Here is a 16984-nt window from a genome sequence, read left to right as displayed (position 1 = left end):
ACACGCTCGGGCTGCTTTAGCTAGAAGCTCGTAGCGGCGTCGCCGTCGCTAGGGCTCCTTCCTGAACGTGTTGATCCGAATGGCTCCAAACATCGTCGGTGCGAATGACGAGATCAGGCTTCGTTCCTTGAGCCAGGAAGCAAGTTGTTGGTTGATTTCGCTGTTGTCGATCCGCGGATACCTCCCAAAGAGAGCTATGTCGCGATACGGGTCGGGCAGGTCTCGAAGTACGTCGCGCACCTCTGTTGTTGAGAGCACGCTCTGCAGCTTATTGAGCAGCGATATTTGGAGTTCGTCCGGGCGTGAGTTCAGGACGACGGCTCGGACAAAATCCGGTCCGTAGTCGCTCGTCACAATCGCCGAACGATCTAGAATCGGCCCGATGGCTGCGGCAACCGACACATTGCCGGCAACAAAAACGGGGTCAATGTCGGCGATGATTCTGAGCTTTTGAATATCCGTAATGTGCGAATCCAACAGCTTTCTGCGGAATTCGTCTTGGATGGGATACTTATCTCTGTTGCGTTGATAAGACTCAAAGTTCGAGGCGATGAAGAGCACTTTGAGGTTCTCATCCTCCATCTTTCCGAAATTTTCGGGCGAGAATGTCACCTTGTTCTCATCAATTAATACCTTGATCTTTGTCGCGCCAACAGCCGGGAAAGCATTGAAGGAATTTGGCAGCTTCCGGACGTATAATCTGTAGACATCGTCCGGCAGGTCGTCGTTTTCGATCAGGAACCTGCGCAATTGAGCCCAGGCATCGCCGCTCGGGACCGGTTCCTGAGACAGAGTGGCACTCGTGTCGATACCCCGCAGATAGGCGGTGAGGACTTCCGGGCTATATCCCTCGCTGGCAAGGAATGTCCTGCAGTTCTCCCATTTGTCCTCGATCTTCTGCTCTTTCAGCAGTGAAGGATGAAACGCCGCGGGGACGCCCTCGAACGAAGGGAACCTCGCAGTCTGCATGCTGAGAAACTCAGCACGGAACTCGAACTTTACCTCTTCGCGGCTCAGCACCTCGGTGATCGCGGACAGGTCCTCGGCTGTGTTCTTTTCCAGCTTGAGCAGAACTTCGCTTACATATGTTTCGAAATTCGAGTTGATGAGCCTTAGCAGCCCGTCGTCATTGGCTTCACGCACTGAGGAAAAGTGCCGGGTTTCCAAGCTGTCAAGCGCCGGGAAGTTGACGACGTGCTCCATGATATGTCGAATGTTGCCGACGGAAATCCGATAGAGCCCGTTGGCTGCGACGAACGAAACGATGTGGCCAAAATCTTGGATGCTCGGAATGTCGGCAAGTTGGATCCCAATTGACTGCAGGCGGCTCAAATCGAATTCGAGTTGCTCATGGAGAACCCGGTTCAAGTTGAGGGAAAAGTATCGCGATAAGGAGAAGGCAACAGGAGTTCCCCTGACGAATACACTCTCCGGAGCGTACGCAAGGATTCGAGCCGCATGCGATGCGCTTTGTGCACTCCTCAAGGCCACCACGGGGAACGACGGCCAATTGCTGGCCAGTGTCGAAACAAGCCGATCGACGTGTGCGCCTCTCGCATAATAACTCGAAAAGAAATCAGCGCAGTCATCGAAATGACCAGCTATAAACTCAACTGCAGCGGCAATATGCTGCGAGCTTTTATGCGTATGTTCCAGCAGATGATCAACGATGAATCGGTTTAGGACGAAGTTTCGTCCGAAATCATTTTCACGCATCGAGGCAACGACCTCTGATACGTTGTCCAACTGGAAATCAGGGTCAGGAGTGTTGTAACTGCGGATTTGGATTAGGAACTTGTTGTCATTGGGCGACAAGCGTCCACTGTGGAAGAGCGAGATATATTGGTAGTAGGTATCATCGAGGTAACCTTCTAGAATCAGAAATTTTAGAAGATCTCTGTTTTCCCCGACCTCGGCAAAGACTTCTTCGATGAGAGCGGCGCTCTCCCTGACCACCTCGTTGAACTTCGTTGTTCGCAAACCTGCAAGTTGATCCTTAAGCTCCTGGATCTTCTTATCCATCCGTTCCTTGGAGTCAGCGGACTTGCTCAAGATCGCAGCCTTGCGTTCGACAAAAGTCCTTGTCGGGTCTACCACGGCTTCCACTCCACGAACTTCCACACCTCTCTGCTGACCTTGGTTGTTCATGGCACTGAGGGAGGTGTGAGAGAGGAGGTTCTCAAATTCGGCATGCCTCGAGAGCTGACCAAGTGCGATTTGGCCAAATTCGGTGCTCAAATGCGTAAAGTGGGATGGAATCCGCTCAATTATAGCCATGGCATAAACGCTGCGGAGCTCTTCTAGATCCCTTAAGCATTGCGCTTCGCCGTTGGCGAGGTCCGTCTGAATGACGACTAGTTCTGTACGTATCCTACTCTCGACCTTCGCAACGTATTCATCGTATCGATTCAACACATTCGAAAGCGCACCTTCCTGTCGGTGTAGTGCGGCAAAGTCCTTCGGCATGACGTTTTTGTATATCAAGATGGCAAGCAGCTTGTTCGGATCGAGCACGCCGTCTCTGTCGGCCTTGAGATTGGAAGAATAGATCACGTACTCGTTGAAGATATTTCCAATAAGCCTCATGTCACTGAGATATCGTGAGACGTCGCGGACAAAACGCCGCTCCAGCCGGGCGTCAAGCTCGATGCGCTGACCATGCTCGAGAACCTTGTCGATCGAATTTGAGTGATTGATCAACGGAATGACCGGAACAATGAACTCAAAAAACTTGGTTCGATCGGTGTTGATAAATATGTCGTCGCGGAGAGCGTAGAGAAATCGAACGCGTCGATGAATCCCAGCGTTGGCGTTCACCAATCCATTTATCTCGCGAAGTGTGACGAAGATGTCGGGGTTCTCAAATCGATCTAAATCCTCGATCACCACCAGATCGTACTTTGTCGATTGGAAAAAGTAGATAATCTCGTCGAGGTGTCTATTCAAAATAGACTCCTGGTCGGCCGCGTTCGGAGCGATCTGGATGTCCTTGAGAGAAATGCTTTTCAAGGAAAAACCGAAGCTTTTCAGGTATATGTTATGGACCAATCGCCAAACGAATACCGCCCCGATAAAAAAGGAGAGAAGATTAAACCAGTTGGAAGATTCAAATGGCTTGAAGAATTTTCCTGATGTGACATCAGACTGATTCGTGAAAAGGTACCAAAGGCAGGACATGCCGACGCAAACAGCCAAAGAACTAATTGCGGCCCCCCTGCTCGGCGTCTGAATCCTCTTAAAGCGCGATAGCGGGAGCCTGTCTGCATCGGCGCCGTATAAAATCTGCTGTAGAATGCTTCTTTCAATTTCCTGCTTGCTCACAGATTTCCCCGAAGCCTCACCCTCCGGCAAGAAGGACGCCAGGGATAGCTGGAGCGTTTTTCCTCGATACTTCAGAAGAAAGGATTTGATAACGCTACTTTTTCCCGAACCATAAGGACCGGTGAGCGCAATATTGAGCACCTCCTTATTGGTCGTGGCGTACTGCAGGGCTTCAAAGTATACGCCGTTTTGATCGGCGTTGCTTGCGGGGGCGAGGTCTACAAACCTGCTAACTGAAGACTTCTGAGGAGACCTGTGGAAGAGGCATTTCCACATTATCGGGAAAGGATTCACTGAATGAGTTTCCGTGCTCGAATTGGGTATGCAAATCGCATTCCAGCCGAGTTCTCCTCGATTTCAATAGTGGAATGCGGCAGCCTTCGTTGAAATTAGTATAGCAAACAGCCGGGCTGGCAACGCCTGGAGTAGCAAAGATTTCAACTATCCCGTGCTATTTGAGGATACTTGGACTTCGCAATCGTTGGAAAGGATTATCATCTTGATGAAGGTGCGAGCGCGACACCGCTTACTTCCACCCGCGTACAGGTTTTGACGCATCGTAGCGACGTCGGAGATAAAGACCTTGTGAGGAGCCTGGGACCGCGCCCGAAACCGGTAGGGCGCGGTCGCCAATGCCGTCGTTAGGAGTTGGGAGGTTTTGATTAAGTTGGTTCCAGTCGCCTAGCTTGTTCGACACGTCTTCATCGTGCACAAGGTGTGAGCGGCACATCGGATACAAAGAGGTCATCCGCCGCGCGCACGCCTCGCGATACAGCGACCGAATCCTTGCTGATACTAAACCCGTCGGTGATCAGGGCAATTCGCCCTCGACCGAATCGGCCCCTACCAGAACAGCCCACGAGCAGCGATGTCCTCGACGCGCGTCACCACCCCACCTCCATGAGACACCATCGTATCGAACAGGTTGGAAACCACGCAGGTGGGTTCGGGATGATGAAGAGCTTCTCGCCGATCTGCGGCCGGGGGCCGGTGCGGTTCGCAAGATTGATCACGCCGTGTTCTTCGAGAGGCTGGTGATCCGCGCCTGGGGATAGCCGACCACCAGCCCGTAATCGCTGAAGCCCTGGAGGTCCGCGGTCAGCGCTTTCGAGCCGGCATCGATGACGGCGCGGTCGGCGGGTTTGGGGGCGAAATGAGATGCAGATGGCCGATTACGCCGCTGCCGGGCTGCCGATCGTCTGCCTGAGCTGACGTATGTCGCGCACCGGGGGTGCGCCGAATTGCCTGAGATATTCCCGACTGAATTGTGAGGCGCTTTCGTAGCCGACGGCGAAGGCGACGTCTGAAGCGGTTCGGGCGCCGGAGAGCAGCAACTGTCGCGCCTCCTGCAATCGAAGCTGCTTCTGATACTGGATCGGGCTTAGCCCGGTCAGCGCCACGAAGTGGCGGTGCAGGCTGGCGCGGCTCATGCCGCTTGCGTCGCACAGCGCTTCGATCCGCAGCCGCCCGTTCTGGTGATCGCGAATCCATTCGACCGCACGCCGGATCCGGCCCAGCGCCCCCTCGGGTTGGGCGATATGGCGCAGCAGGCGTCCCTGCGGGCCTTGCAGGAGACGATAAAGCAATTCGCGTTCCGCCATCGGCGCCAGAACCGGAATGTCGGCCGAAGTGTCGAGCAGCGCCAGAAGACGCAGCAGCGTGTCGCGCAGCGGCGGGGTCATCGGATTGATTGCGATGCCCATGCCAGGCGCATCGGCGTCGCGCACCGGCGGCATGGTGGACGCGACCTCGGCCAGCAATGCGGGGTCGAGGACAAGCGATACCGCGACATAGGGCCGGCCGCCATCGGCATCGTGGATCTGGCCGCTCAGCGGCAGATCCAGCGCGCTGACAAGATACTGCGCGGAGTCGTAGCGTAACATCGTGTCGTGGATCACCACATCCTTCGACCCCTGCAGGATGAAGCAGATCATCGAGCGGTACAGGCACGGCGCCGTGCCTGATGTCGCTTGCCCCACGCCGATCTCCAGTCGCTGGATCGGCGTAACGGTCATCCCCGATCGCGCGTGGCGCAGGGCAAGGTCGATATGCGGCTGGAGATACTCGGTCATCAGCCTTCTATGGCATTATTTTCAGGACAAGCAAAGAGCTTGAGACAATCAGGCAAGAGATTGAGAGCATTGGGCGGGCGGGCGCGGGCCGCTCTGCTTATCTGGTTGGCATCGGAACGACGCCGCAGCGGTGCGGCCTTCCGGAAAAACCATTCCACGAAGGACAGACCATGACCAAACAGATCGCACTCATCACCGGCGCCAGCCGCGGCCTCGGCCGCAGCATGGCGCTGCATCTCGCCAAGCGCGGCGTCGCCATCATCGGCACCTATCGCAGCGCCGCCGCAGAGGCCGATACGCTGCGCCGGGAGATCGAGGCGCTGGGCGGCAAGGCCGCGATGATCGCGCTCGACGTCAGCGATGCGGCGAGCTTCCCGGCATTTGCCGAGACGGTGGCCGAGACGCTGAAGACCCGGTTCGGACGCGAGCAGTTCGATTTCCTGGTCAACAATGCCGGCCAGGGCCTCTACGCGCTGCTGACCGACGCGACCGAGGAACAGTTCGACTCGCTGATCGACACGCATCTGCGCGGTCCGGTCTTCCTCACGCAGAAGCTGCTGCCGCTGATCGCCGATGGCGGACGCATCCTGAACGTCTCGTCGGGCTTCGTGCGCGTCACCATGGCGGGCTACGGCCTCTATGCGGCGGCGAAGGCGGCGATCCAGACGCTGACCAAGTTCATGGCGGTCGAGTTGGGCGCGCGGCAGATCCGCGTGAACACGATCGCGCCGGGCGCCATCGCGACCGACTTCGGCGGCGGCGTGGTCCGCGACGATGCGAACGTCAATGCTTATGTCGCCGGGACCATCGCGCTCGGCCGCGTCGGCGAGCCCGACGACATCGGCGGCGCGGTCGCGGCCATCCTGTCCGACGACATGGGCTGGGCGAACGGCACCACCTTCGACATCTCGGGCGGCCAGGCGATCTGACCGTTGCGCCGCTCCTTCATCCGGAATTGTCACATCGAGAGGCCATCATGCCCGACCCCAGCCTGACACTCATCAGCCACCCGCTCTGCCCGTTCGTTCAACGCGCCGCGATCGTCCTTCTCGAGAAGAACGTGCCGTTCGAGCGGATCAACGTCGACCTTTCGGCCAAGCCCGACTGGTTTCTGGCGCTGTCGCCGACCGGCAAGGTGCCGCTGCTCAAGGTGCACCAGACCGAGGAGGAGGACGCTATCCTCTTCGAAAGCGTGGTGATCTGCGAGTATCTGGAGGAAACGCAGGGCGGCGCGGCGATGTATCCCGACGATGCGCTGCAGCGCGCCCGGCAGCGCGCGTGGATCGAATTCGCCACGCAGACCCTGGCCGATGGCTGGCAGTTTCTCAACGCCACCGATCCGGCCACCGCGGACGCCAGGCGGGCCGCGTTCCGCGACCGGCTCCGGAAGCTGGAGGCCGAGCTCGGGGCGGGGCCGTATTTCGCCGGCGCCGCCTTCGGCATGGTCGATGCGGTCTACGCCCCGCTCTTCCGCTATTTCGCGATCATCGATCCTGCGGTGTCGCAGGCGATCTTCGAAGGCTTCCCGTGTGTCTCGGCGTGGCGGGCGGCACTGGCGGCGCGCCCGAGCGTCAGGAATGCGGTGGTCGGGGACTATGCCGACCGCTTCCGCGCGCATCTGCGCCAGCATCAGGCTCTCCTCGCGGCCTGACGCCGACCGCAGGGGCTAAGCACCCGAACATCATCCAAACAAAGGAACAACACCATGACCGACCACGCATCCCACGAAGCCGGCGCCAGGAGCGCGCTGATCCTCATCGAATATCAGAACGACTGGCTGGCCCCCACCGGCGGCATCAACGGCCAGTTCCAGGACCGCGAGCAGATCGACACCGCGATCGCCAATTCGAAGAAGGTCCTCGAAGACGCCCGTCGCCGCAACATCGAGATCATCCATGTCAGGATGGTGCTCGAACCGGCCTACCGGGTGCTGGGCGAAGGGAAGTACGGGCTGCGCAAGATGGTGCGCGACTATGGTTCGTTCCTCGGCGAGCAGACCGATTTCTTCCCGGGGTTCGAGCCTCGGGACGGCGAATATGTCATCAGCGAGCGCACCGGCGGCAGCAGCGCCTTTGCCGCCACCACGCTCGACAGCTATCTGCGCAACAACCGGATCTTCGACATCTACGTCATGGGCTTCGCCTTGCGGCAGTGCGTCGAGTCGACCGTGCGCAACGCCCACGACCTCGGCTATCACACCAACGTCATCTACGATGCGTCGGCGGCCTTCACCAGGGAGCAGCAGACCTCGTTCCTCAGCGACATCGCACCTTTCTACGCAAATGCGATCACGACGCAGGCATTCATGGCGCAAGCTTAAGCCATTGCGATGCCGAGCGCCACGGAGGTGGCGCCGGGCATCGTTATTCCCCCAAGCGTGCGACCGGAGCCGCCCCTACCAGACGAGCCCGCGGGCGGCGACCTCCTCGACGCGGGTCACCACGCCGCCGCGATGAAACACCATCGTATCGAACAGGTTGGAGACCACGCAGGTGTGGTTCGGGATGATGAAGAGCTTTTCGCCGATCTGCGGCCGAGGGCCGGTGCAGGTTGAGAGATCGATCACCCCGTGTTCTTCCGAGAGGCTGGTGATCCGCGCCTGGGGATAGCCGACGATCAGGCCGTAATCGCTGAAGCCCTGCAGGTCCGAGGTCAGCGCCTTCGAGCCGGCATCGATGACGGCGCGGTCGGCGGTCGGGCGGGAGACGACGGTGGCGAGCACGTGCATGGCGCAGTCGTCCTCGGTGCAATGGCCCATGCGCACCATCTGGCGGTCGTTGTAGATATAGGTGCCGGCGCGGTGTTCGGTGGCGGATTTGACGAGATGCGCCTCGAACAGGCTCGGGGTTCCGCCATTGCTGACGATCGGGCAGGCGATGCCGTCGGATTGCAGGCGGTCCAGCGTCTCGGCGATGAAGGCCTCGACGGCGGCGGCTGATTGCGGCTTCGGATAGGTGACGATGCCGCCGAAGGTGAGGCCGTCGGCCGCGTTGATGCGCCTGGCGAGCGAGGCAGCTTCCTCCGGCGTCTGCACGCCGCAGCGGCCGCCGCCGGTGTCGCATTCGACCAGCACGGTCAGCGGCTTGTGGCCGGAAAAATGGGCGGCGAGGCCATCGACCGTCACCTCGCTGTCGGCGACGACCTTGAGGGCGGAAATGCGCTCGTTCAACCTGGCGAGGCGCTCGAGCTTCTGCTGTCCCAGGATGTTGAAGGTGATGAGGATGTCGTTGAAGCCGGCTGCGGCGAAAACCTCGGCTTCGGTGACCTTCTGGCAATTGATGCCCTTGGCGCCGGCGGCGACCTGGGCGACGGCGAGCGCCGGGATCTTGTGCGTCTTGATATGCGGGCGGAAGTTCAGCCCGTGCTCATCCATATAGGATTGGACGCGGGCGATGTTGGCAGCCAGCCGGTCTTCGTCGATCACGGGGCGCGGCGTCGAGAGATCGGCGATCCGGTCTCCTGCCTTGGCGACGACGGCAAAGCTGCGATCAGGCATTCAGGCGGCTCCGCGTTCTCTTCCGTGTGGATCGGCCACGATCGGCCATATCGTCTTCGGCGCCCGCCGGTACGGCGTCGTCGCCGGATTATTGGGATAGGGCGTTCCGGCGGAGCAGTAAAGGATTTCCGCGGCGATCTTCGAAAAGGAGGCGAAGAAATGATTGGTGGATTTGATCACCAGGATCTTCTGCTTCTCGGGATCGATGCCCATCGCCGAAAACAGGCTCGGATCGAAGCTCTGGGCGCGCGTCGAATTGAGGATGATGTCGATGCCGTCGAGCACGATATGGGCGGCATCGCCGAACGGCGCCAAGCTCTCGCCGAACTGCATCTCGGCATTTTTCACCAGCCTGACGACCTTGACCGTGCCGTCGATCGGATTGCCGGTGCCGGGCGCCGATTTGGCGCCGAAGCGCAGCGGGATTTCCGCCCCCTCGCCTGCCGCAAAGCAGATCTGCACCGCCATCGGATCCCAGATGGTGCCGACCGCGGCACTCTCGACGCCGCGGGCCATCAGCTCGGCGAGGATGACGGTCGCGTCACCCGCCGTGCCGCCGCCCGGATTGTCCCAGACATCGGCGATGACGACGGGCCATGCGGTGGCGGCGATGGCGCGCGAGACCGCTTGCCTCTCGTCGATTTGCGGCACCATAAAGGTGCCGCGCTTGGAAAACAGTTCGAGGCCGAGCTCGCGCGCCAAGGCGGCGCCCTTTTCCGGCTTGTTGTCGGTGACGACGAGCAGCTTCGTTCCCATTTCGGGAACGTCGCCGACCATGAAGCCGTGGATCACCGAGATCGACAGGATCTCGGGGTCGTCCTTTTCGATCCGCATGATCTTGTCGACGAAGGAGCGCATCGGGTCGCGCGAGGTCGGGAAGACGTCGATCATGCGGCAGTCGAAGACCGACATGCGGGGCTTGGCCCGGCCTTCAAGCGTGTCGACGGCGATGCGCCAGAGATCCTCGGCGCGGTCGACGAAGTCCGTGTGCGGAAATTCCTTGAAATAGACGGCGAAATCGAGCGCGGCGACGCGCTTGGCGGTCAGATGGCTGTGCGGATCGAGTTCGGCGCAGATCAGGACGTCGGGGCCGACGATCTCGCGCATGCGTGAGAGAAGATCACCTTCCGTGTCTTCATAGCCGGCCGCCACCATGGCGCCGTGCAGTCCCATGACGACGGCATCGACCGGCATGGCCGCCCGGAGCTGGTCGAGGATTTCGTCGCGCAGCTCCTCATAGGTCGCCCGGTTGACGAGGCCGGCCGGATCGGCCCAGGTGGCGGTGCCCTCGATCAGCTCCCAGCCCTTTTCTCTCGCGACGCGCCGGCCGACGGTGATCGGCGCAGTGCAGAGCGTCGGTGTATCAGGATGCTGGCCGGGCGGGGCATAAAGCGAGGCTTCGAATGCGCGACGATCCACGCAGATCGGGGAGAAGGTGTTGGTCTCGGTCGCCAGTGCTGCGGTGAATATGCGCAAGAAAGTGGCCTTCGTGTTGTCGGCCCCGCTTCACCCCATCGGGTTCGGCAGGTAGCCGGTGAAACCTGAGATCTTCCAGCGTCCCTCGTGCAGCCGGCAATAATACAGCGTCTGCCATTGCAGGACATCGCGGGTGCCGTCGGCCTTGGTAATGCCGCCGTCGAATTTCTTGCGGACCAGCGCCGTCTCACCTTCGATCTCGATATCTTCGAGCGTCGTCGTGGTGAAGATCGCCGTGCGCGGATCTTCGGCGAAGCTCTGCTCGGCGAAATCTCTCGCCTGCCTCAGCCACTCCTCGCGATAGGCGGCGAGCGAGGGAAAGGCGAGCCGCCAGTTGTCGGGGTTCACCTCCTTGCGGCCGTCGATGCCGATGAAGCCCTCTTCGACGAAATCATCCTCGACCATCGACCAGTCGGCGGCGAGAAAGGCATCGATATCGCGCGAAACGAGCATTTCCCAGATCGCCTGCCGGGCGCGGTCGGACGGGAAAGGGTTCTGAAAAGGATCGCGCATGTGTGCCCCGGATTGAAATTCTTTTCATAAATCGCGTTTTTCACTGGTCAAATTCTGCTTTCTATGGTCATTTGTCAACGTATCAAGAAAATAATTTGCAAGGACTTCAGCATGCCCATCAAGCGCTATGGCACGGTTCAAACGGGCGCCGGCGGCAAGGCGCTGCCATTCGCGCGTGCGGTCGAAGCCGATGGATGGCTCTATGTTTCCGGCCAGGTTGCGATGGAAGACGGCGAAATCATCGACGGCAATATCATCGCCCAGACCCACAAGACGATCGCCAATGTGCTGGAGATTCTCGAGGAGGCCGGCTACGGCGTCGAGGATGTCGTGCGCGTCGGCGTCTGGCTCGACGATCCGCGCGACTTCTGGACCTTCAACAAGATCTACCAGGAGTATTTCGGCGAGCATCCGCCCGCACGCGCCTGTGTGCAATCGTCGATGATGGTCGATTGCAAGGTTGAGATCGACTGCGTGGCCTATAAGAAGAAGGACGCATAGGAAAAATCGGTGGGAGTCGGTTTGGATATCTTTTCGACATTGCAGGAAGATAAGAGCCGGCTTTCTCCTTCGGAAAACCGCATCGCGGAGATCATCGTCAACGATTTCGAGTTTGCGGTGAATGCCTCGATCATCGAGCTCGCCGAACGGGCCGAGGTCTCGCCGCCGACCGTCACCCGCTTCTGCCGGCGGCTGGGCTGCGAGAGCTTTTCCGATTTCAAGGTGCAGCTCGCCCGCACCGCCCATATCGGCGTGCGTTATCTGAAGCCGGAATCGAAAAGCACCGATCCGGCCGATGTCGCCCAGGATATCATCACCAAGGCGCAGAACGCGCTGTTTCTCCTGCATCGCTCGCTCGATCTGGCGGCGATCGAAGCGGCCGTTTCCCATATCGCCAAGGCCGAGATGATCTATGCCTTCGGCTCAGGCGGCAATTCGTCGATGATCGCCGACGAGCTGCAGAACCGCCTCTTCCGTCTCGGGCTTCGCATCACCGCCAGCTCCGATCACAGCATGCAGCTGATGATGGCGGCCGCGGCCCGGCCGGGCGACGTGCTGATCGGCTCGTCTTTTTCCGGGCGGAATATGGAGCTGGTGCGCGCCTTCGAGCTTGCCCGCGGCGCCAAGGTGAAGACGATCGCCCTGACCCAGACGGCAAGCCCGGTTGCCAAGGCGGCCGAAATCGTCGTGCCGATCGACCTTCCCGAAGGCAACAACATCTACCGTCCGACCTCGACGCGCATCGCCTACCTCGCGACGGTCGATATTCTCTCGAGCCTGGTCGCCTATGCCGTTCAGCCGAAGGCGACGACCACGCTGCGGCGCATCAAGCAGCAGCTCGTCATCCACCGCGACGGCGACGACCGGCAATTGCTTGGAGACTGAAATCTATGAGCGGGAGTCTGGGAAAATGACCCAATCGGCAGCCATCGTCACCGGTGCGGCGGGCGATATCGGCGCGGCGATCGCCGCACGCCTTGCCGATGATCACGACGTCGTGCTGCTTGCCGATATCGACGCCGCGGCTGCGGCCGCCGTCGCGTCGAAGCTCGGGCCGGCCGGCCGCTTCGTCGCCGTCGGCTGCGATGTGACCAGCGAGACGAGCATTGCCGAGTTGGCAGGACGCGCCGCCGATGCCGGGCTGGTGCGAACCCTCGTCAACAATGCCGGCGCGGCGCGGGCGACCAGCCTGCATGATACGACGCCGGAGATCTGGCGGGCGGACAATGCGCTCAATCTCGAAGCCGCCTTCCTGTGCTTCCGCGCCTTCGAGCCGATGCTGAAGGCGTCCAAGGGCTCTGTCGTCAATATCGCCTCGGTCAACGGCATGAACGTTTTCGGGCACCCGGCCTATAGCGCCGCCAAGGCCGGCCTTCTGCACTTCACCCGGCTGGTCGCCGTGGAATACGGCAAGTTCGGCATCCGCTCGAATGCGGTGGCGCCCGGCACGGTCAAGACGCAGGCCTGGGAGGCGCGCGCCGCCGCCAATCCCAACGTTTTCGAGGAGGCGCGCCGCTGGTATCCGCTGCAGCGCGTCGTCGATCCCCGCGATGTCGCCAATGCCGTAGGCTTTCTGGCCGGCCCGCTCGCAGCCGCCATTACGGGGGTCTGCCTGCCCGTCGATTGCGGGCTGACGGCCGGCCAGGCCGAGCTGGCGCGGACCTTCTCGCAATCGGAGCATTATTGATATCAGGCGCTCCGACCTCTGAGCCGACAAGACAGCATAGCGTGACTTTCAGGACTGCCCGCCGCGGCCGCGCCTGCCGATTTCCCTGACGATTGACGACCCGATGAGCCGCCTCTTTCCTGATGTCTTCCGCAATCCGGCGATCCGCGCCAGCATGATCGCCATCTTCACCTTCGGAATGGCGGGGGCGATGACCGCGCCCTATCGGTCGATCGTCGGCATTCGCGAACTGGGCTTGAGCGACGGGCTCTATTCCTTCCTCGCCTTCGTCTCGGCGGCGGTGAACGTGGTGATCAGCGTTCTGCTCGGCAATCTCGCCGACCGGCTCGGCGAATACCGTTCGGCGATGATCGGCGCCTGTCTCTTCGGCATCGTGGGCTACGGCATGATCTATGCCGTTCCGAGCGCGGCGATCTTTGCCGTCAGCGCGCTGCTGCCGATGCCGATCTACGGGGCGCTGAACTCGCTGCTGTTTGCCAATGCGCGCGCGGCAATGCAGGGCATGAGCCGCAACGACATGGTGACGGCCAATTCAGGCGTGCGGGCGATGATCTCGCTCTCCTGGGTGCTGATCCCCGGCATGACGGGCCTTGTGCTCTCCGGTGCATCGAGCATGCTGCCGGCCTATCTCTTTGCCGCCATCGCCTGCGTTCTATGCCTGGGCATCATCCTCTTCGCCCTGCCGAAGCGCGCGGCAGCGATGACGGCGGAGGTTCGCCGCCTCACCTATTTCGAAGCGCTCCGCCAGGTGGTTTCGCCGCGGATTTCGGCGCATATCGCAGGCGTGGCGCTGATCACCAGCACGCTGCATCTGAACGACGCCCTGCTGCCGCTGATCGCCACCGGCGCAGCCCATGGCCGGCTCAGCGATGTCGGCATTCTTGTCGGCATCGTCGCGCTTCTGGAGGTCGTCTTCATCATCGTCTGGTCACGGATCGCCCGGAAGACCGGGCAGATGACGGCACTGGCCGCCGGCACCGTCATCTATGCACTGTTCCTTGCCCTTCTCGGCTTTGCCTCCGCGCCATGGCACCTCTATGCGCTGACCGTGCTTGCCGGCATAGGTGCTGCGGCGATCATCAGCATTCCGATCACCTATCTGCAGGATCTCATCGCCGACCGGCCGGGGCTCGGCAGCGCGCTGATCTCCGTCAATATCTTTGCGAGTGCCGGGATCGGCGCGCTGGTCTTTGCCGCCGGCACGTGGATCACCGGTTATTCCGGAACCGCCATTCTGAGCGCCGTCACCGGCCTGTCGGGGATCGCCCTCCTCGGCCTCCTGCACCGACGCAAGGCCCATCGAGCCGAGGTCGCCGGCAAATAGGACGTGACGCAGAATGTGGGGCTTTCATCGATGTTCGTCTTGTGACAAGGGTGAGACTGCATTTCCTTTGAAGGCGACATGAAGGCGATCTCCGGCACGAATCTCGAGCAGGCCAAGTCTCACAATCGGCGGGTGGTGATCGAGTTGATCCGCACGCACGGTTCGCTGTCGCGGGCGGCGATCGCCCGGATGACGGCGCTGACGCCCCAGACGGTGTCGAATATCGTCGAGGAACTGGAAAGGTCGCATCTGCTCGTGGCCGCCGAGGCGCAGAAGCTGGCGCGCGGCCAGCCGATCATCCCCTATTCGATCAATCCGGCCGGCGCCTATTCGATCGGCCTCGAGCTTGGCCGCCAGCGGGCGAGCGGCGTGCTGACCGATCTCTCCGGCGCCGTCTGCGCACGCGTCGAACGCCAGGTCGAACACCCCGATCCGCAGCGGGCGATGCCGGTCCTCCAGTCGATCGTCGAGCATCTCAAGCAGGCCTTCGCCTTCGACCAGGAGCGGCTGCTCGGCGTCGGCCTCGCCCTGCCCGGCCGTTATGCCGAGGGCGGCACCACCTCTCTCAGCCCGCAGAGCCTGCCCGGCTGGCAGGGTTTTCCTGTTGGCCGCGAGCTGGAACAGCGGCTCAACGTGCCGGTGCTGGTCGAGAACGATGCGACGGCCGCCGCGATCGGCGAGCGCCTTCACGGTGTCGCCCGCGGCCTCGCCAGTTTCGTCTATCTGTTTCTGGCCGGCGGCGGCGGCATCGGCGCCGGCATGTTCCTCGACGGCCATCTCTACAAGGGCAGCCGCAACAATGCCGGCGAGATCGGCCATATCATCGTCGAGCCGCATGGCAGGCTCTGCAGCTGCGGCAAACGCGGCTGCCTCGATCGGTATGTCTCGCCGTCGGTCGCCTATGAATTCATGGGCATCGCCAATACAGGCGAGCTGTCGCCCGACGCGCTCGACGCGCTGATCGAAAGGGGCAGCGACGGTCTGGACGCCTGGCTCGACCAGGCCGTCCAGCCGCTGCGGCAGACCATCGATTTCCTCGAGCTCGCCTTCGATCCTGAGACCATCGTGCTCGGCGGCAGCCTGCCGCCATCGCTGATGCGCCGGCTCGCCGAACGGCTGGAGCCGCTGCACGATCCGATCGATCCCGGCCGGCAGCGGACGGTGCCGCGTGTGATGATCGGCATGACCGGCCAGGACACCGCCATCCTCGGCGCCGCCGCCCTGCCGATCTTTTCCGAAACCAATCCACGCTTCGACGTGCTGCAGAAGCCGGTCGGCTAAAAAGGTTGGCCGATATTTTGACGATTTCCCGTTAGCTTAGAGAGTAGGTCAACGGCCACGGGATATGCCCCTCACCCTAACCCTCTCCCCGTTACGACGGGGAGAGGGGACGTGCCCTGCGAGACGTTGGCGAGGGACGGAGGGGTTGCGGCATCTTCCCTTCTCCCCGCGGGCGGGGAGAAGGTGGCGGCAGCCGGATGAGGGGCAGCCCTCTTGAGAGGGCGCGCAAAGATAACCACGTTCCCGAGCAGCGTCAGTGCCAGGCCGATCAGGCTGAGGCCGCTCCAGTGGTAGCCCTCGAACACCGTCGACAGCGATAGGGCGACGATCGGGAACAGCACGGTGGCGTAGGCCGCGCGTGAGGAGCCGATGCGGGACACCAGCATCAGGTAGGTGGTGAAACCGATCACCGACCCGATGGCTGCGAGATAGAGCAGCGCGGCAAGATAGGTGATGCCTGATGGTGCCACGATCGGCGTCTGCGTCACGGCAATCAGGACGAGGAGGACGATCGTGCCATAGGTCATGCCCCAGGCATTGGCGGTCAGTGGTGAGATTCCGGCCGCGCTGTTGCGGCGCGATGCCATGTTGCCGAGCGAGAAGAACAGCGTGCCGAGCGCTGCGAGCCCGATCCCTTTCAACGTGCCCATATCGAAATCGACGACAACCTCCTCTCCGAACAGCAGGAGAAGGCCGGTTGCGCCGAGCGCCGCTGCGAAGAGCGTGCGGCCTGTTATGCGGTCGCCGAAGAAGAGGCGTGCATTGACGGCATTGTAGATCGTCGCGAGCGAGAAGATCACCGAGATCAGCCCTGAAGGGATCGAGGCGGCGGCGTTGTAGAAACAGATGAAATTGAGGCTGAACAGGCAGAGGGCTTGCGCAAGGATGAAAGGTTGATCGCGCAAGGCAGGAAGCTTGAGCCTTCGCATGACGGCCAGGATGGCGACGAGGATCACCGCTGCCAGCGCAAATCGGTAAAAGACCGAGACCAGGACCGGCACGGGACCGACCTGCATCGCAATGGCGATCCAGGTCGTCCCCCATATCAGGACGGTCGCGATGAAAAGAACGGCGTTTGCCATGGAGTAATCCTCGTTTTCTCCACGAATAGGCAAACCGTGAGCAGGTCTCTTGCAGATTCTTGCTATGAAATCGATGTGCCCGGACTTCCCCCTCGCCATATCAGGCGTCTCTTCGTATTGTCCTGAACGCGTGGCCAGCTGTGGGAAAGAATTGGTGAAGGATAGCCGCCTCTCGGTATTCAGGTTTTTGTCCGCCTCTCCCAAGGCGCGGATGTCACAGTCGATCGATCT

General features: G+C 61.1%; 14 protein-coding genes and 1 pseudogene. 8 read left to right on the top strand and 7 right to left on the bottom strand.

Annotated elements, in window-relative coordinates; genetic code table 11:
- Nucleotides 1-48 precede the first annotated feature (48 nt).
- From CO655_RS24455 to CO655_RS24445, 3 genes and pseudogenes are all read right to left on the bottom strand, one after another.
- Complete coding sequence (locus CO655_RS24455) at nt 49-3615, bottom strand: ATP-binding protein (protein ID WP_141514356.1); 3567 nt, start codon at nt 3613-3615, stop codon at nt 49-51.
- Nucleotides 3616-4164: 549 nt separating this feature from the next.
- Nucleotides 4165-4465 (bottom strand): annotated as a pseudogene (locus CO655_RS24450) (D-TA family PLP-dependent enzyme); the annotation flags it as partial.
- 28 nt (nt 4466-4493) lie between these two features.
- A complete protein-coding gene (locus CO655_RS24445) occupies nt 4494-5393 on the bottom strand; it encodes an AraC family transcriptional regulator (protein WP_097667170.1) in 900 nt (299 codons plus the stop codon).
- Between the two features lie 170 nt (nt 5394-5563).
- Here CO655_RS24445 and CO655_RS24440 point away from each other — a divergent pair, with 170 nt between their 5' ends.
- From CO655_RS24440 to CO655_RS24430, 3 genes are read left to right on the top strand one after another with little or no spacing between them, the layout of a single operon-like run.
- Nucleotides 5564-6322 carry an SDR family oxidoreductase gene (locus tag CO655_RS24440; protein ID WP_097667169.1) on the top strand — a complete coding sequence of 253 codons (759 nt, stop codon included), beginning with the start codon at nt 5564-5566 and terminating at the stop codon, nt 6320-6322.
- Nucleotides 6323-6369: 47 nt separating this feature from the next.
- Complete coding sequence (locus CO655_RS24435) at nt 6370-7044, top strand: glutathione S-transferase family protein (protein WP_097667168.1); 675 nt, start codon at nt 6370-6372, stop codon at nt 7042-7044.
- 54 nt (nt 7045-7098) lie between these two features.
- Nucleotides 7099-7713 (top strand): cysteine hydrolase, encoded by a 615-nt coding sequence (locus tag CO655_RS24430; RefSeq protein WP_097667167.1) that lies wholly within the window; start codon nt 7099-7101, stop codon nt 7711-7713.
- A 75-nt stretch (nt 7714-7788) separates the two neighbouring features.
- Here the strand turns inward: CO655_RS24430 and CO655_RS24425 are convergent, their stop codons facing one another.
- The 3 genes from CO655_RS24425 to CO655_RS24415 are packed head-to-tail and all read right to left on the bottom strand — an operon-like array spanning nt 7789 to nt 10878.
- Nucleotides 7789-8889 (bottom strand): D-TA family PLP-dependent enzyme, encoded by a 1101-nt coding sequence (locus CO655_RS24425; RefSeq protein WP_097667166.1) that lies wholly within the window; start codon nt 8887-8889, stop codon nt 7789-7791.
- Entirely contained in the window at nt 8890-10365 is a 1476-nt protein-coding gene (locus CO655_RS24420; protein ID WP_097667165.1) for a M81 family metallopeptidase, read from the bottom strand.
- Nucleotides 10366-10395: 30 nt separating this feature from the next.
- On the bottom strand, nt 10396-10878 hold the full coding sequence (locus CO655_RS24415; RefSeq protein ID WP_097667164.1) for a hypothetical protein: 483 nt from the start codon (nt 10876-10878) through the stop codon (nt 10396-10398).
- 111 nt (nt 10879-10989) lie between these two features.
- Here CO655_RS24415 and CO655_RS24410 point away from each other — a divergent pair, with 111 nt between their 5' ends.
- From CO655_RS24410 to CO655_RS24390, 5 genes are all read left to right on the top strand, one after another.
- Nucleotides 10990-11379 carry a RidA family protein gene (locus CO655_RS24410; RefSeq protein WP_097667163.1) on the top strand — a complete coding sequence of 130 codons (390 nt, stop codon included), beginning with the start codon at nt 10990-10992 and terminating at the stop codon, nt 11377-11379.
- 21 nt (nt 11380-11400) lie between these two features.
- The gene (locus tag CO655_RS24405; RefSeq protein ID WP_097667162.1) at nt 11401-12264 is read left to right on the top strand and encodes a MurR/RpiR family transcriptional regulator; all 864 of its coding nucleotides are present in this window, start codon (nt 11401-11403) and stop codon (nt 12262-12264) included.
- Between the two features lie 25 nt (nt 12265-12289).
- Nucleotides 12290-13066 (top strand): SDR family oxidoreductase, encoded by a 777-nt coding sequence (locus CO655_RS24400; RefSeq protein ID WP_097667161.1) that lies wholly within the window; start codon nt 12290-12292, stop codon nt 13064-13066.
- Nucleotides 13067-13169: 103 nt separating this feature from the next.
- The gene (locus CO655_RS24395) at nt 13170-14390 is read left to right on the top strand and encodes an MFS transporter (protein WP_097667160.1); all 1221 of its coding nucleotides are present in this window, start codon (nt 13170-13172) and stop codon (nt 14388-14390) included.
- A gap of 78 nt (nt 14391-14468) precedes the next feature.
- Nucleotides 14469-15671 carry an ROK family transcriptional regulator gene (locus CO655_RS24390; protein ID WP_097667159.1) on the top strand — a complete coding sequence of 401 codons (1203 nt, stop codon included), beginning with the start codon at nt 14469-14471 and terminating at the stop codon, nt 15669-15671.
- A gap of 71 nt (nt 15672-15742) precedes the next feature.
- On the opposite strand, the gene CO655_RS24385 is transcribed toward CO655_RS24390, so the two are convergent.
- The gene (locus tag CO655_RS24385; RefSeq protein WP_097667158.1) at nt 15743-16753 is read right to left on the bottom strand and encodes a DMT family transporter; all 1011 of its coding nucleotides are present in this window, start codon (nt 16751-16753) and stop codon (nt 15743-15745) included.
- Nucleotides 16754-16984: the final 231 nt, after the last annotated feature.

This window comes from Rhizobium sp. M1 (assembly GCF_002531805.1).
Taxonomy (GTDB): domain Bacteria; phylum Pseudomonadota; class Alphaproteobacteria; order Rhizobiales; family Rhizobiaceae; genus Rhizobium; species Rhizobium etli_C.
Note: the sequence above shows the minus strand (reverse complement) of the source record. Positions and strands in the feature narration are given on the sequence as shown.

Coding starts and splice junctions, on each gene's coding strand:
- CO655_RS24445 (WP_097667170.1), bottom strand. CDS start 5,393: ATGACCGAGTATCTCCAGCCGCATATCGACCTTGCCCTGCGCCACGCG.
- CO655_RS24440 (WP_097667169.1), top strand. CDS start 5,564: ATGACCAAACAGATCGCACTCATCACCGGCGCCAGCCGCGGCCTCGGC.
- CO655_RS24435 (WP_097667168.1), top strand. CDS start 6,370: ATGCCCGACCCCAGCCTGACACTCATCAGCCACCCGCTCTGCCCGTTC.
- CO655_RS24430 (WP_097667167.1), top strand. CDS start 7,099: ATGACCGACCACGCATCCCACGAAGCCGGCGCCAGGAGCGCGCTGATC.
- CO655_RS24425 (WP_097667166.1), bottom strand. CDS start 8,889: ATGCCTGATCGCAGCTTTGCCGTCGTCGCCAAGGCAGGAGACCGGATC.
- CO655_RS24415 (WP_097667164.1), bottom strand. CDS start 10,878: ATGCGCGATCCTTTTCAGAACCCTTTCCCGTCCGACCGCGCCCGGCAG.
- CO655_RS24410 (WP_097667163.1), top strand. CDS start 10,990: ATGCCCATCAAGCGCTATGGCACGGTTCAAACGGGCGCCGGCGGCAAG.
- CO655_RS24400 (WP_097667161.1), top strand. CDS start 12,290: ATGACCCAATCGGCAGCCATCGTCACCGGTGCGGCGGGCGATATCGGC.
- CO655_RS24395 (WP_097667160.1), top strand. CDS start 13,170: ATGAGCCGCCTCTTTCCTGATGTCTTCCGCAATCCGGCGATCCGCGCC.
- CO655_RS24390 (WP_097667159.1), top strand. CDS start 14,469: ATGAAGGCGATCTCCGGCACGAATCTCGAGCAGGCCAAGTCTCACAAT.
- CO655_RS24385 (WP_097667158.1), bottom strand. CDS start 16,753: ATGGCAAACGCCGTTCTTTTCATCGCGACCGTCCTGATATGGGGGACG.